Here is a 14,681-nt window from a genome sequence, read left to right on the forward strand (position 1 = left end):
ATCTTTCCATGACATTTAAACATATCACCTCCCGAGATAACAGCCTGTTCAAGGAATTGAAAAAACTGGCTGATACATCGCGTGAGCGCCGTAAAACCGGCAAGACACTGCTGGATGGCGTGCATCTTGTCACTGCCTATATTGAGCAGTTTGGTATGCCGGAATTGTTGGTGATTGCCGAGGGGCAATCGACCCATGAAGTGGTGGGCTTGGTGCAGGAATTGTCGGATGTGCCTACGGTGATGTTCACCACCCTGATGTTTGCCGAACTGTCGCCTGTCGCCACACCTACCGGTATTCTGGCATTGGTGAAAACGCCCCAACTGCCGATACCAGAGCAGCCAGATTTTCTGCTGCTGCTGGAAGATATTCAGGACCCAGGGAATCTTGGCAGCATGTTGCGATCTGCCGCTGCCGCTGGAGTGCAGGGCGTGTATCTCTCCGAAGGGTGCACCGATGCCTGGTCACCAAAGTCTTTGCGTGGCGGGCAGGGCGCCCAGTTTGTCTTGCCGCTGGTAGAGCGTGCCGACTTGCTGGAGGTGATTGCCGGGTTTGAGGGCCAATCACTGGCCACCACGTTGGGGAGCGAATCTCTTTACAGCCTGGATTTAACCCAGCCGACTGCGTTTGTGATTGGTAATGAGGGGGCGGGTTTGAGCCAGGCGTTGATTGCGGCCAGTAGTCAGCAGGTGAGTATCCCCATGCTAGGCAAGGTGGAGTCATTGAATGCCGGGGCAGCCACGGCCATTTGCCTGTTTGAACGTAGCCGCCAGAAAAGTGCTTGATGGATAGAGTTGGCGGCACCTGTGTCAGAGCAGGTGCCGTTTGAATGCCTGGATTTAGTGGCGGATATCGTTGCCTGGAATGATGATGTCAGCGCTGAATAATTGCTCGGCATCCACCTGGTCAAAGTGATATTCGCGGTTACAGAAATCACAATTGATATCAATGTTGTGCTGTTCTGCCAGGATGTCAGCCACTTCTTCTGGGCCCAGCATGCGAAGCATATTGCTGACGCTTTCACGTGAGCAGGTACAGTGAAACTTGATGGCTTGTTCCTTGAACAGGCGCACATCTTCTTCATTGAACAAACGCTTCAAAATCGAAATCGCAGCCAATCCCAGTAACTCTTCCGACTTCACGGTATCCGCCAATACGGTGGCACGGTTCCAGGCATCGGCATCATGCTCTGGCTGGTCTGGCAGTTTTTGCAACAGCATGCCCGCTGCACTCTTGCCGTCACAAGCCAGCCACATCCTGGTTTCAATCTGTTCAGAACGCTGCATGTAGTTTTGCAGGATCTCGGCAATACTGTCGCCTTCCAGCGGCACGATCCCTTGATATGGCTGCCCGCCATCGCGGGGATCCAGCGTAATGACAAAGTTGCCACTGCTGACCATGTCAGCAAAGCTCAAGCCTTCAAGATCGCCAGACCATTTTGCCGTCGCACGCATACCCAGGTCCGAGGTGCATTCCACCACCAGCAGCTTTAATGGGCCTTTGCCCTGCACTTGCAGGACCAAAGCGCCGCCCTGCAGTTTGAGGGTGGATGCAATCAGCGCCCCTGCCGCCATGAGTTCGCCCAGGGCATTTCTCAAAACAGAAGGGCATTGTTGGTGCTGTAAGGCGTTATGGAATGTGTCATCAAGATGCACAATATTTCCACGGACAGGTGTGTTTTCAAAAAGGAAACGGTGCAGTTGGTCGCTGATTTGCATGTGACTAAAGCTGTTGGAATAAAGCGCCATCATACCATTGACGGCAGCATAGGAAAATTTCCCAATCCAACCTTTTTGTGATGAATATTTCGTAAAATAATGATTGCTATATATAATTTAACGTCTTGCCGATAGTTTGATGGAGAGCCAGTGTCTCGATTCAGTGTCTTGCTGAAGTCCCGCTTTTTTGTGTTGCTGATTGTCATTGCGATTGTGCCGCTGTTTTTGTGGCTTTCACATAACGCAACCAAAGAACTGGTGGAGTCGCGCGCCTGGCTGGAGCATACCTATACCATCATTAGCCATCAGGAGGACTTGCGGGCGGATATCGATGAAGTGGAGATTTTCCGTCAGGAGACTTTCATCAATCGAAAGCTGAACCAAAAACAGCAGATGGACCTGTTGAGCCAGCATGTCGCTGAGACAATTACAGTGCTGCAGAAGCTGACAATCACTAATAATTATCAACAGGTACATTTAAGAGAGTTTAAAAAAGTCATCGCTTTCCTGCTGAAACAGACTGCTAGTGATATCAATAAGTTAAGTGCTACTGGACTGTCGTACGAAAGCTATAACGAGCAAGCCTTGCCCTTGATGGAAAATGCGCGCTTGCTGCTGGGCGAAATGCAGGCCAATGAACAGGCATTGCTTGGCACTCGTTTGCAAAACAGCGAACGCAGGCAGCATGAACTCAAGCTGATATTGATGATCATGGGCGTCAGCTTTGTGTCGCTCATCGCCTTTTTGCTCGCACATATGTATCGGGAAATTACTCAGCGTCGCACGATTGAGGCTGGCCTGATTGAGAGTCAGGCCCAGAACGAAGTGACGGTGTATAACCTTTCTTTGATGGGGGAGCTGGGCAGCTTGTTACAAGCCTGTTCCAGCATTGAGGAATCACTGGATGTCATTCGCCAGTTCTCTATCCGCTTGCTCAACGTCGATGCTGGGGTGATTTATTTATTCCGTGAATCACGCAATCAGATTGAAGAAAAGACCAGCTGGGGAAATCCGGCAAAAAGTGACCTGGTATTCCAGCCTGATGATTGCTGGGCTTTGCGACGTGGTGAGCCACATTTGTCTGGAGGCTTGCATAACTCATTAAGGTGTAGGCACCAGCATCACGAGCCTGCAGTAATCAGCCTGTGTATCCCGATTGTGGCTCAGGGCAATGTACTGGGTATCCTGCACCTGGAAAATCACCATGGTAATGAGATGACGGAAGTGCAGCGCCGCCTGGCGATCAACCTTGCCAGCCAGATTGCCCTGGCGATGGCGAGTATGAGATTGCGTGAAACCCTGCGTAATCTCTCGGTGCGTGACCCACTGACAGGCTTGTTCAATCGCCGTTATATGGAAGAGTCACTGCAGCGTGAGCTGGTAACGGCACAACGCAAGAATCGCCCATTGGGCATTGTGATTCTGGATATCGACCACTTCAAGACATTCAACGATACGTTTGGTCATGATGCGGGTGATTTCCTCTTGCGTGAGGTCGGCGCGCTGCTGACTGCACATTCTCGTGCCAGTGATATTGCCTGTCGTTTTGGTGGCGAGGAGTTTGTGTTGATTTATCCTGAGACTGCGCCTGAAGTGGTAGAGCAGCGCACAGAGCAAATACGCCAGGCGATATTTGCCCTGCAATTGCAGCATTTTGGTCGTGCACTGGGGCAGGTGTCAGCTTCATTCGGACTGGCATTCTTTCCCCAACACGGCAGCTCTGGCGATGAGTTGCTCAGGCTGGCTGACAAGGCTCTTTATCGTGCCAAGGCAGAAGGTCGTAACCGCCTGGAAGTGGCATGGGTCAAAGATTCTGTTTCAATCAAGTCAAACTACTAAACAATCGCAATAGTCCGCTGCCTGGCGATGTTGCTCATGCGCCAGTGCAGGTGAGCCCACTGCCATAATGGGCCATGCCCAGCGTTGCGCAGTTCTGCTGGTGGCGTCTGGCCGAGAAAGTCCAGCACTTGCCAGAGTTCTTCATTTTTATGCTGCGGGTTTAACGGTGTTGCCAGTGTCTGTTTGCTAAGTTTTTCACCTTGCAGATTGGTCGCCACTGGAACATGGGCATATCCAGGCTGCGTGAAACCCAGGGCCTGTTGCAGGAATATCTGCCTGGGGGTGGAATCCAGCAAATCCGCACCTCTCACAATATGACTGATGTCTTGATTCTGGTCATCAACTACCACTGCTAGCTGATAAGCAAACAGCCCATCTGCACGTTTCAGTACAAAGTCACCAATGTCATGGGTGAGGGATTGCTGTATTGGCCCCTGAATATTGTCTACAAGCGAGGTGGGCTCGGTATTGACGCGCACTCGCCAGGCACGTGACTGCTTGCCTGGCGCCAGTCCATGACGGCAAGTGCCTGGGTATACCAGGCCATCCACGCCATGGATGGCTGAGTCGGCAATTTCCTTGCGTGAGCAACCACACGGGTAGATCAGTCCTGCTTGTTCAAGCTGATATAGCGCTTCTGCATAGAGAGCATCACGCTTGCTCTGATATACCACTTCTCCATCCCATTCAAACCCATACGCTTGCATTGTATGAAGAATCAGGTCAGCAGCACCTGGGACTTGTCGTGGCAGGTCAAGGTCTTCGATTCTGAGTAGCCATTGGCCTTGATGGACTTTGGCTTCAAGGTAGCTCGCGACTGCGGCAATCAGGGAACCGAAATGCAAGGGTCCGGTGGGCGAGGGGGCGAAACGTCCTCTATACATGCACTAATTCAGCAATATCAATACAGCGGATTAATGGAAACCGGTTGCAGGTAGGGAGGAATATGCCAGGATTGCAGATGCCTGCCGAGCAACACCAACTCGCAGGACAGCCGGTCGCTGCCATTGGCACTGACATCAAATTGATAAGTGCGTTGCAGCTGCACACGGCCACGGCGGTTGCGTCCCAGCCATACCTTGTTGCAGGCGACAGTTTCATCCAGTAACTGCAGGCTGAAACGTTCAGCCAGTTCACGGCCTGTGGCAATGGCTTGCTCACGGCTCGAGATGCTATCAACCCAATACCAGGCTGCGATTACTACAATAATTAACAGGTAAATTTCCATCATGAACTCAATTAGGCTGGTCGGTTGGTGATTCTTCTGGCTCATCTTCATGCAGCGATAGATGGTCAATGCGGGAGGATGAATCCTGGGCTGCGGCATTTTTGCCGTGTAGTTTGAAACGCAACCGTAGCTCATTGATGGAATCTGCGTTACGCAATGCATCTTCCTCGGTGATACGGCCTTCTTCACACAGTGTAAAAAGTGCTTGGTCAAAGGTTTGCATCCCCAGCTCCACGGATTTCGCCATGGCTTCCTTCACCATGCCGGTTTCTCCCTTGAGGATGAGGTCAGCAACCAGCGGAGAGTTAAGCAAGATTTCTATTGCAGCACAGCGACCTCCGCCTTTTTTCGGCACCAGTCGTTGCGAGACAAATGCCCGCAGATTGAGTGAGAGGTCCATATGTAGCTGGGCATGGCGTTCTTCAGGGAAGAAGTTGATGATACGGTCTATGGCCTGGTTTGAGCTGTTGGCATGCAGGGTGGCCATACACAGATGGCCGGTTTCGGCAAACGCCAGGGCGAACTCCATGGTCTCCCGATCACGGATTTCACCAATCAGGATGACATCGGGGGCCTGGCGCAGGGTGTTCTTGAGTGCACTGAACCAATCCTTGGTATCTCGGCCTACTTCGCGATGCGTAATCAGGCAGTTCTTGCTGGGATGCACATACTCCACCGGATCTTCCACGGTGATGATGTGACCATAGCTGTTTTCATTGCGGTAATCAATCAGCGCTGCCAGCGTGGTTGATTTGCCGGAACCGGTACCGCCTACCAGAATGACCAGTCCGCGCTTGGACATGATGACGTCCTTGAGGACAGGAGGCAGGGCCAGATCATCAAAACGCGGGATGTTGGTGGTGATGGTACGCAGCACCATACCGACCTTGTCCTGTTGAATAAAGACATTCACGCGGAAGCGGCCAATATCCCTCGGCCAGATGGCAAAGTTGCATTCCTTGTCCCGCTCAAACTCACCGCGCTGCTTGTCGTTCATCAAGGCGTCGGCAAACGCGCGTGTATGTTCACCACTGAGTTTCTGCTGGGTGACGGGCGTCATTTTTCCATCAATTTTCATGGCAGGTGGAAAGTCGGCCGAGATAAATAAATCCGAGGCTTTTTTCTCCAGCATGGAGCGCAGCAGGGTGTGCATATAGGCCAAAGCCTGTTCCGGGTTCATGCAAGTCCGATCGGAAAAGTAAAAGAAGACTGATCAAGCAGGCATCATCTTAATCAGGATGCCAGGCATCTTCAACTGACGATTGCACATGGCGGGAATTAGTCCATGATCGATTGTACGAAAATAGATGAATTCGGTTATAGTGGTATGCGTATTTGACCAGACTCGAGTTACCTAAACGTAATGAACGATACCCGTGAGCGTGAAGCACTTAGCGCTTATCTCAAGCTTTTGAGAAGCAAAGGCGCAAGTGAGGATGGTCTCAATCAGCGAGAGCAATGGTTGTTGCAATTATTGCCCGTGATAGCAGGCCAGCCTGCAGATGGCCTGGTATACCGTGAAGCGGTGGAAAGCCTGATTGAGCAGGTGGATCGTGCTCAGTGGCCATTCTTTCTGGCTATCGTGCGTGAATATTTTCCCTTCTGGATCCAGGATATCAAGGCCATTGCTGCATTGAATGCAGAGCATGCGTTTGAGCTGGCACCCATGCAATGGCAACCGGTTGAGCATGACTTGAAAACACTCTGGCATATGCTGGACAAGGAAAAGTTCGGGGTGGCTGACACCTGGCCATTGAAAGCCTACACCCATGCTTTAAGGCAAGAAGGCGCTGAGCAGACATTGGTAGATACTCGTGTCAGGCTGGTCAAGCTACTATTGCTTAAACTGAAGGATGTACCGGAGCGAGATACCAAGGTATATCGGATTGCGGTGGATGCAACGGTGGCGCTGTTTTCCATGAAGCCCACACAGCGCCTGTTTCTTTCGGTGGTGCGGGAATACTACTATTTCTGGATAGGCGACCCAGAAGCCATGAGCCATATACAGATCGAGCGTATAGAAAACATCGCCTGATGACTGGCTTCATGGCGTTGCCGCCGTTCCCATGCTAATGCTTGATCACTTCAATTCTTAAAGCGAAATTCCTAGAGTGAAGACAGTTTTTTCTCTAACTGTTTACAGATAGTTTTCAATATCTTGATCCGGGCGTATTTCTTGTCGTTCGATTCCACCAGTGTCCAGGGGGATAACTCAGTGCTGGTGCGATCTATCATGTCGCAGACCGCTGTCTGGTACTCATCCCATTTTTCACGGTTGCGCCAGTCTTCAGGCGTAATCTTGTAGCGTTTGAAAGCCGTTTTCTCTCGTTCTTCAAAGCGTTTTAGCTGCTCTTCCTGGTCAATATGCAGCCAGAATTTCAGCAGGACAATATTGTGGCCTATCAACTGTTCTTCAAAATGATTGATCTCTGCATACGCCCGCATCCAGTCTTGCTCGCTGCAAAAGCCTTCCACCCGCTCCACCAATACCCGGCCATACCAGGTGCGATCAAAGATAGTGAGGCGCCCTCGGCGCGGTAATTGGCGCCAGAAACGCCACAGATAAGGCTGTGCACGCTCCTCATCCGTGGGTGCGGCAATCGGGATGGTGCTGTAATGTCTGGCATCAAGCGCCTGGGTAATGCGCCGGATGGCCCCTCCTTTACCCGCTGCATCCACCCCTTCAAAAGCCGTAATCACGGCAATATCCTTGAATTTTTCATGCCTGGTCAGCAGGTTGAGCTTGCCTTGATACTCCTCTAGTTCACTCTCGTAATCTGACTTATCCAGAGACTTGGTCAAATCAAGTGCATTCAGCACATTGAGGCCATCCGCAGGTGGGAGCAGAGCAGGGGCGGTTGCCTTACGTGGGCGAGCAGTCTTGATGTCCAGGTTTTTCCTGATGGCGTCGAGAATATATTGACCAGTTGTCAGGCTGCGGTAATTGGCATCAAAGCCTTCTATGACCATCCATGGTGCGTTGGCTGTACTGGTTTCACGCAGGATATGCCCCGTTACAGTACGAAATTCGTTGTAATGCTTGAGATGCTCTTTATCTTGCTCAGTGACACGCCAGCTGGTCTTGGGGTTTTCTTCCAGCGCGGCAATCCGCGTTTTTTGCTGTTTTTTCGATAAGTGGAACCATAGCTTGATGATGAGGGTGCCCTCATCAGTCAACATGCGCTCAAAACGCACAATGTCATTGAGCGTGCTATCCAGTTTCTTGCGGATCTTGCCATCCATGTTGTCGAGAATAGGCGTCGTGTACCAGGAACCAAAAAAGATACCAATCTTGCCTTTGGGTGGGAGCTCTTTCCAGAAGCGCCACATGGTGGGCCGCTCCGCTTCATCCTGGGTGGCTGGGCCAAATGCACAGGTGTGAATCAATCTTGGATCCATCCATTCATTCAGCAAGTTGGCGGTTTCGCCTTTACCCGCGCCATCCACCCCACCAATCAGGATCAGCACAGGCAAATTCTTGGCCTGGGCCAAATCGTATTGCACATCCAGCAGGGCCTGGCGCAATGCAGGAACTGCTTTTTTATAATCATCATCGGCAACGGTGTGGCCAAGTTCTGCGGATTCAAACATACGCTGTCTACCGTTCACTAAGGGTATAAGTCATGGTGCATAAACTTCTGCTGAGTGTCAAAGATGGTGTAGGGAAGCCGGTAGTTTGACGCAGTGTGGACTTCACCCGCTCTGCTAGAAAAATCATAATGTCTAAAACAGAACGGAGCTGGTCACATGAAGGGTATTAGATACACAGATGCATTTAAGTTACAGCATTAATCAAAGTGCGTACCAATGTTTTGGCATGGGCGATCGACTCACTGGCTTGATGATTCCTTTGAGTAATCGATGCGCCTTCGATCACCAACGCCAATTGCAATCCCAAGGCAGCAGCATGCTGTATACCCGCTTTAGTGGCCAGTTCAGTTATTTGCTCTCGTAGTTGCCGGGAGAACTCTTTCGAGGTTTGGTTAACGGGGTTGTCTGATTGAGGAAATTCTACCCCGGCATTGATAGAGGCGAACCCTTTGAAGTCCTTGTCTGCAATGGCATCAAGCAATGTAATCACCAATCCCTCCAGCTCTGCTTTGGCATTTTCTTGTTGCCGGGCTTGAGCTAGCTTCTGCCAGAGCTTGGAATCCTGTTCGCGCAGATATTCAATAATGAGCGGCCAGATGCATATCAATATCAAAAGAAAAAGCCGTTCCATTTACTCAAAGAAACTTGTAATGCGAATATCGGCAACTTTGGTTGAGGACTATTTCAGGCTTGGTGAATTGCCCATACTCTACCAAGCATCACAAGATCAAATGTAAAAGACAAAAGTTTCTACAGTTCATAAGGCAAAGCATGTATGACATTTGAGCGTTCAGTTTTAGCGCTTTGGTGCGCCCTTGCTTAGCTGGCTGTACGGGCATTCCGCGCTCGTACCGAAATCAGCAGCATCCGCCGTGTGTAGATTGGTCATTTCCTCAGGATCCGCATCCGGCACTGCGTCTCCCCACTTTCGCATCGCCTCAAGCACATCGCGCAGGCCCTCGCCTAAAGGCGTGAGTTCGTAAACGACACGCGGCGGGGTCTCGGCGTACGCGGTGCGTGTGACAAGCCCGTGTCGTTCGAAGCCTTTGAGCCGGTGCGTGAGTGTGTGGGCGCTGATGCCGGGAAGCGCCTGCCTCAATTGCGTGAATCTTCGTGGCCCAAAATGAAGCAACTCGCGCACGATCAGTGTGGCCCACGGACCGTCAAGGAGCGTTAAGAACCGAGCGACTCCGCAACATGGTGTATTTTTTTTATTCATAACTGAAAGTCATCCATTAGTGCATTTGACGTAACTGATTTAAATAGTACACCATCATTACTCTTTTAACTGCACTAATATTAGGAACTGACATGACTTATGTGATCCATGGCGCCACCGGCGCCCAAGGCGCCCCTCTTCTGGCTCGTCTGATCGACTCAGGCCACCACGCAGTAGCCGCTGTACGCAACACGGCTGCCGTTAAGGGTATGCCTACTGTCGCGATAGATAATACTTCGGTGGATTTGTTGGCTGCTGCCTATGAAGGCGCCAAGGGTGTCTTCATCCATCTACCGATGGGGGCTGAAACGGATCGGCTTCAGTACGCTCGCAACATCGCGCAAGCTATCGCCCGCGTCAAGCCGCAGCGAGTGGTGATCTCGACCAGCGGATGGGTGATTGACGAGCCCAACTCCCCGTTGCAGAACCCTTCTGAAAGTGCGATAGCAACGCTCATTCGCGAGGTTCAGCAAACCGGGGTTTCGTTGGCGGTCGTGGCGCCGCGCCTGTTCTTCGAAAACCTACTCAACCCTGTCGTGCTGGGGCCGGTAAAGTCGGAGGGCGTTCTTCGCTATCCCCTGCGGGCGGACTACCCAGTATCATGGAGTTCCCACCTGGACGTCGCCGCAGTCGCCGAGCGCCTGCTGTTGGACACATCCGTGACCGGCATTATTGGCGTCGGACAGTCGCCCGGTATCACCGGGCAGGACCTAGCCGAAGGCTTCGCCCGCTACCTGGGTCGCCCAGTGGTCTTCAGCAGCGTAGCGCCGGCGGCTTTTGGCGATATGATCGTCCCCTTGTTTGGTGCGGGTGCGACGGCAGGGATTGTCGCTGTTTATCAGATGCTAGCGAAAGCCTCCGCGAACGTGATTGCCCATAAAACAAGTGCACAAGGCCAACTAGCATTGACGCCTCGCACGATGCTGGAGTGGTTGGACGAAATTTCTGCCTGAACGAGTGCTTTTCAGCGCGATCTGCACCCCATCAACTTGCGCGGAAACATCCATCTTAAATTTAAGCTAACTGGAGAGTTTAATTGAATTTTTTGCTCAACGCACTTTGAATCCCTTGGCTTTAACCGCCATCTTCGCTTGGGGAGCCATGGGGGCTGAGATCCGGGCGAAGTTCAGCCACCAGCTCCAACCTAAGCGAACGCCCGTGATCGAATTATGCTCGCCTGGGTGCCGTGAGTTTATTAGCCTTGCCGTCGAGCTTCCGACAATCGGAGCGAAGACCAAAAATCTAAATAAACAGGTAATGCCGGCCCGACCTGGGTAAATTGAGTAAATATCGAGGAAATTTTGGAGCTGATTACAAATAGCAAAACACCAGCCATGACTAATACCGGCATCCATATCCAGCCTGCATTCCCACGTCTAATTAAGGTTGATCGATTTGCTAATGCTGAGGTTGATTGCTAATGCCAATAGTGCCGCAATCAGCACCTGAAAGGCTTCGATAAATGGGCGAGCCTCAATGTATACTCCTGGTCGATCACGTTCAGTGCACTTGAATTTTCGGGGGACTCCATTGTCCTAGAGTCAGCGAGTGAGGATCTATTCGCACCTTACCTGTAATGGAATAATATTCTATGAAACAGCCTTATATCAGTACGTTTATTGCTCAATGGCCCTCGCTGGGCTTGGAAACCCCTCACGCTTGGCTGGTTTCTCAAGACTGCGAAAACCAAGTTTTGGCCTTGCAGGCTAGTCTTGGTGAGGGTTATCGACGCCATGGAAATTGTGCCATCCACGAAAGTGCTGTTGTGGAGCAGGGGGCTGTACTGAAAGGTGCAATTATCATCGGTGAAGGATCATCTACGTGGAGGGGTTTATCTCGGCCGCAATTGCATTGTTGGCCCAAGCTGCGAAATAAAAAGCAGCTTCATGCTTGGTGGAAGCAAGCTGGCACATTTCAATTTTATCGGCGATACGTTGATTGGCGAGGGCGTAAATATTGAGGCAGGAGCCATCATTGCCAATTACCGAAACGAACTGGATGGTGCCGATATCAAAATCCGCTTTGAAGGCAGTGTGATTGAGACAGGAGTGAATAAATTCGGTGCCTTAATCGGTGACGGTTGCAAAATTGGGGCAAACGCAGTCATCTCTCCCGGCGCGCTACTAAGGCCAAACACCATCGTTCCACGTCTGGGGTTGATTGACCAGTTCGCCTACGATTAAGTCAAACTTTTAGAAATGACGACATTTCTATGGTCATTTGCGATAATCGGCCTGTCCCAATGCTTTTCATGCATAACTCGGCGTTTGCATTTTAGCTAATCCAACAGATGTCGGGATTGGGTAGTCTTATCTTTATATGTGTATGCCGTATCACGTACATCATGCATTAAGTTGGCCCCCCCACATTCTGGACATTTCATCTTCATCGCTCTTTCTTGCGACTTTGCTTCAAAATTTCTGCTCTCACCTGTCTAATTGCTGCAGCCGTTACCTCATCATAAATACCTTCATCTTTCAAAAAATCTTCGAAGTTGTCACCCAAATAAGGATTTGTTTTAGAAGTATCAGGTAAGCCTTCTTTGAATAGCCCTACAATCTTTTGTAAATTATCAGAATGTTCTGCTTGAATCGGCCCTACTACCTGAGGGATTCCACAGTTACTTGATGAGGAAGAGTTTTAGGCTTAAAAAATAGGATGAACACATCGAAAATAGGATGGAGTGCAAAAGTGCGACACCTTATGGTAACAACAATATTGTAACTATATGATTTTAATGAAAACTACTATGACAGCTTATGGTAACAAAATGACAAGTTGAAATTGATCCTGTAGGGGGTAGGTAAATTTGGCACTTTTGGTATAATAAAATCAATAAGTTATAAGAAAATTTTTGGCATAAGTTGTCCCCCTTTGTTGCCATAAGCTGTCCATATCCTAGAAAATGTTGGCATAAGCTGTCCGTATCCTATTGGTTGAGGACGAAAGCCTCACTTAAACTTTGGGCAGCTAGTGAAGATTAGCGTGCACTATCAATAATCGAACCGCCATCCGGTGTGAGGCTAGTACCCGTAATGAACTGACTATCTGTACTCGCCAGGAATAGTACGACAGGTGCAATGTCATCTTCTGGTGAGCCATATCGGCCAAGTGGGTTGCTAGGGGGAGGTACATTAGCTTCTGGCCCCCAGGTTTCTGCTACTGGCAAAATGTTGTTCACGGTGATTTTATCTACGCCCCATTCGCGAGCAGCTGTCCTAGTCAAAGCTCGGACTGCCTCTTTTGCCATGTTGTAAGGACCGTAACCCACTAAACCAATTACGCCGGCCAGTGAGCCAAAGTTGATGACTCGGCCCTCACCACTTGCCTTTAGGTAGGGGTAAGCAGCCTGCATTGTCCGTAAGTAAGCAATTGGTCCAAGATCAAAATTGCGCTGCAACTGCTCAGCCGATAGATCAAGGATGGAGGAAAATGGAGCGCTTGAGTCGAATGCGTTGTTTACAAGAATATCAATGCGACCAAAAATCGCCGCAACGTTATTGATAGCAGCTTGTATCTGTTCTTGATCACCAATATCACATACAACGCCGAGGGCAGATCCCCCAACCGACTCAATCTCAGCGACTACCTTGTCAACGTTTCCAGGTGTTAGCGATACAACTGCCACTTTTGCCCCTTCAGCAGCTAATAGCTTTGCGGTTGCGCGACCAATACCTCGGCCAGCGCCGGTGACTATGGCAACCTTACCGTCTAGTTTTCCCATTTGATTTCCTTTCAGTGAATTAATGTTGCGCTAATGAAGTAATAACTACATAAGGTGATGGAGTGTCCCGCACAGCGTTTTGAGTTGTGAACGACACAGATAGAAGCAGGAGGCCAACCAAGGCTGGGATAGCACCTAATGGCTTGCGAACGCCAAAGTGTGCCATTGTCGAAAGTATTAAGTGATACAGCATTCCTGCATATGCGAGATCACTAAGTCCAACGTTAAACCGGGACAGAATAGCCAATGGCCCTAGGATTTTAATTACCACCATAAATGGTAATAGGTGGCCTGCGGAGTAACCCATATCGGCTTGCGTTTTGCGTACAAAATCGCTTTTCAATATATAGAGCGCGGCAGATGCCAGATACAACAAAACCAAAAGTAATGTACTGACCCAGTAGATGTAATGCATTGTCATCAACATATCCTTATTTGTATTAAATTATCGACTTGGGGTAAGAATGTCGTTTAATATCAATTCTCGCAAGTAGGATGAATTAATGGTGCCTAGTATGGAAAATGTGACTAATGAGCAGGAAATTAATATGCATGACGAGATGAGGCGTGCATTTTCCTTACTTTCTGGAAAGTGGAAACTTGAAATCATGTGGCTGTTGAATCAGCGGATATACAGATTCGGAGAGCTGAGGAAAGCAATTCCCGGCATCACTCAACACATGCTAACTGCTCAATTACGTGAGTTAGAGGACGATGGACTTGTAACAAGAACTGTATTTGCAGAGGTGCCTCCGCGTGTTGAGTATGAGATTACATTTAAGGCAAAAGGACTAGGGCCAACGATGGAAGCATTGGCTGCTTGGTGGGCTGAATATGGGAATACCGTGCCCAAAAAGGTGACAGCAAGAGGCAGAAAAAGCAACAAGGCTACTTCATGATGGACGTGGCTAATTTACTTCTGGGATAAGAGTTACAGCATGCCTCACTAACAGGTCGTATAGATTCTAGATAACTCAGGTCGCGATGGTGGCCTTTTTTTTGTTTGAAATGCCAAGAGATTAATCGTTTGTAGCCTTACGGAAAAAAATAGGATGAATACAGCGAAAATAGGATGAGCTGCAAAAGTGCGACAGCTTATGGTAACAACATTCTTCTAACCATATGATTTAAATGAAAACTACTGTGACAGCTTATGGTAACAAAATGACAAGTTGAAATTGATCCTACAGATCCTACACAAAAAATGGATTTTTTAATCGGGACATCATTCATCTGAATTTGCACAAAATTGGTGCAATGCACCTGATGATGTTCCTATTTTGTGCATAGCTTCTCCTTCCTGATATTAAATGTTTTATAAATCAACAATATGAGATATGGCGCAGTTTTTGCTAATAAATT

General features: G+C 49.5%; 16 protein-coding genes. 6 read left to right on the forward strand and 10 right to left on the reverse strand.

The annotated features are described in order from the left end of the window. The first annotated feature begins 8 nt into the window (after positions 1-8). Positions 9-785: a TrmH family RNA methyltransferase gene (locus LG201_RS01825; protein WP_226770478.1), complete on the forward strand. Its 777-nt coding sequence runs from the start codon at positions 9-11 to the stop codon at positions 783-785. A 54-nt stretch (positions 786-839) separates the two neighbouring features. Here LG201_RS01825 and hslO read toward each other — a convergent pair whose 3' ends face one another. Continuing rightward, positions 840-1,718, reverse strand: coding sequence for an Hsp33 family molecular chaperone HslO (hslO, locus tag LG201_RS01830; protein WP_226770479.1), 879 nt, complete (start codon positions 1,716-1,718; stop codon positions 840-842). Between the two features lie 150 nt (positions 1,719-1,868). Between hslO and LG201_RS14410 the strand changes: the two genes are divergently transcribed. Next, positions 1,869-3,557 carry a GGDEF domain-containing protein gene (locus LG201_RS14410; protein ID WP_226770480.1) on the forward strand — a complete coding sequence of 563 codons (1,689 nt, stop codon included), beginning with the start codon at positions 1,869-1,871 and terminating at the stop codon, positions 3,555-3,557. On the opposite strand, the gene gluQRS is transcribed toward LG201_RS14410, so the two are convergent. From gluQRS to LG201_RS01850, 3 genes are read right to left on the reverse strand one after another with little or no spacing between them, the layout of a single operon-like run. Next, positions 3,554-4,441 carry a tRNA glutamyl-Q(34) synthetase GluQRS gene (gene gluQRS / locus LG201_RS01840; protein ID WP_226770481.1) on the reverse strand — a complete coding sequence of 296 codons (888 nt, stop codon included), beginning with the start codon at positions 4,439-4,441 and terminating at the stop codon, positions 3,554-3,556. The two genes, LG201_RS14410 and gluQRS, sit on opposite strands and share 4 nt — an antisense overlap. Before the next feature lie 17 nt (positions 4,442-4,458). Further along, positions 4,459-4,785, reverse strand: a complete 327-nt coding sequence (locus LG201_RS01845) for a DUF3301 domain-containing protein (RefSeq protein WP_226771900.1) — start codon at positions 4,783-4,785, stop codon at positions 4,459-4,461. 7 nt (positions 4,786-4,792) lie between these two features. After that, entirely contained in the window at positions 4,793-5,965 is a 1,173-nt protein-coding gene (locus LG201_RS01850; protein ID WP_226770482.1) for a PilT/PilU family type 4a pilus ATPase, read from the reverse strand. A gap of 183 nt (positions 5,966-6,148) precedes the next feature. Here LG201_RS01850 and LG201_RS01855 point away from each other — a divergent pair, with 183 nt between their 5' ends. Beyond that, on the forward strand, positions 6,149-6,820 hold the full coding sequence (locus LG201_RS01855) for a hypothetical protein (protein WP_226770483.1): 672 nt from the start codon (positions 6,149-6,151) through the stop codon (positions 6,818-6,820). A 71-nt stretch (positions 6,821-6,891) separates the two neighbouring features. Here the strand turns inward: LG201_RS01855 and pap are convergent, their stop codons facing one another. The 3 genes from pap to LG201_RS01870 all read right to left on the reverse strand — a co-directional run bounded on the left by pap (position 6,892) and on the right by LG201_RS01870 (position 9,595). Beyond that, positions 6,892-8,376 (reverse strand): polyphosphate:AMP phosphotransferase, encoded by a 1,485-nt coding sequence (gene pap / locus LG201_RS01860; RefSeq protein ID WP_226770484.1) that lies wholly within the window; start codon positions 8,374-8,376, stop codon positions 6,892-6,894. A gap of 184 nt (positions 8,377-8,560) precedes the next feature. Continuing rightward, the gene (locus LG201_RS01865) at positions 8,561-9,007 is read right to left on the reverse strand and encodes a TetR family transcriptional regulator (protein ID WP_226770485.1); all 447 of its coding nucleotides are present in this window, start codon (positions 9,005-9,007) and stop codon (positions 8,561-8,563) included. 165 nt (positions 9,008-9,172) lie between these two features. Continuing rightward, positions 9,173-9,595: a winged helix-turn-helix transcriptional regulator gene (locus LG201_RS01870; RefSeq protein ID WP_226770486.1), complete on the reverse strand. Its 423-nt coding sequence runs from the start codon at positions 9,593-9,595 to the stop codon at positions 9,173-9,175. A 92-nt stretch (positions 9,596-9,687) separates the two neighbouring features. Between LG201_RS01870 and LG201_RS01875 the strand changes: the two genes are divergently transcribed. After that, entirely contained in the window at positions 9,688-10,548 is an 861-nt protein-coding gene (locus tag LG201_RS01875; protein WP_226770487.1) for an SDR family oxidoreductase, read from the forward strand. Between the two features lie 933 nt (positions 10,549-11,481). Then, complete coding sequence (locus tag LG201_RS01885; RefSeq protein ID WP_226771901.1) at positions 11,482-11,778, forward strand: LbetaH domain-containing protein; 297 nt, start codon at positions 11,482-11,484, stop codon at positions 11,776-11,778. A gap of 95 nt (positions 11,779-11,873) precedes the next feature. Here LG201_RS01885 and LG201_RS14465 read toward each other — a convergent pair whose 3' ends face one another. The 3 genes from LG201_RS14465 to LG201_RS01900 form a co-directional block, all read right to left on the reverse strand. Next, positions 11,874-11,984, reverse strand: a complete 111-nt coding sequence (locus LG201_RS14465; RefSeq protein WP_404809706.1) for a type II toxin-antitoxin system MqsA family antitoxin — start codon at positions 11,982-11,984, stop codon at positions 11,874-11,876. A 591-nt stretch (positions 11,985-12,575) separates the two neighbouring features. Then, positions 12,576-13,319, reverse strand: a complete 744-nt coding sequence (locus LG201_RS01895) for an SDR family NAD(P)-dependent oxidoreductase (RefSeq protein WP_226770489.1) — start codon at positions 13,317-13,319, stop codon at positions 12,576-12,578. 19 nt (positions 13,320-13,338) lie between these two features. Next, on the reverse strand, positions 13,339-13,740 hold the full coding sequence (locus LG201_RS01900) for a DoxX family protein (protein WP_226770490.1): 402 nt from the start codon (positions 13,738-13,740) through the stop codon (positions 13,339-13,341). Between the two features lie 94 nt (positions 13,741-13,834). Between LG201_RS01900 and LG201_RS01905 the strand changes: the two genes are divergently transcribed. Then, on the forward strand, positions 13,835-14,218 hold the full coding sequence (locus LG201_RS01905) for a winged helix-turn-helix transcriptional regulator (protein ID WP_319006031.1): 384 nt from the start codon (positions 13,835-13,837) through the stop codon (positions 14,216-14,218). The last annotated feature ends 463 nt before the right edge of the window (positions 14,219-14,681 follow it).

This window comes from Methylobacillus gramineus (assembly GCF_020532675.1).
In the GTDB taxonomy this organism is placed as follows: Bacteria; Pseudomonadota; Gammaproteobacteria; order Burkholderiales; family Methylophilaceae; genus Methylobacillus; species Methylobacillus gramineus.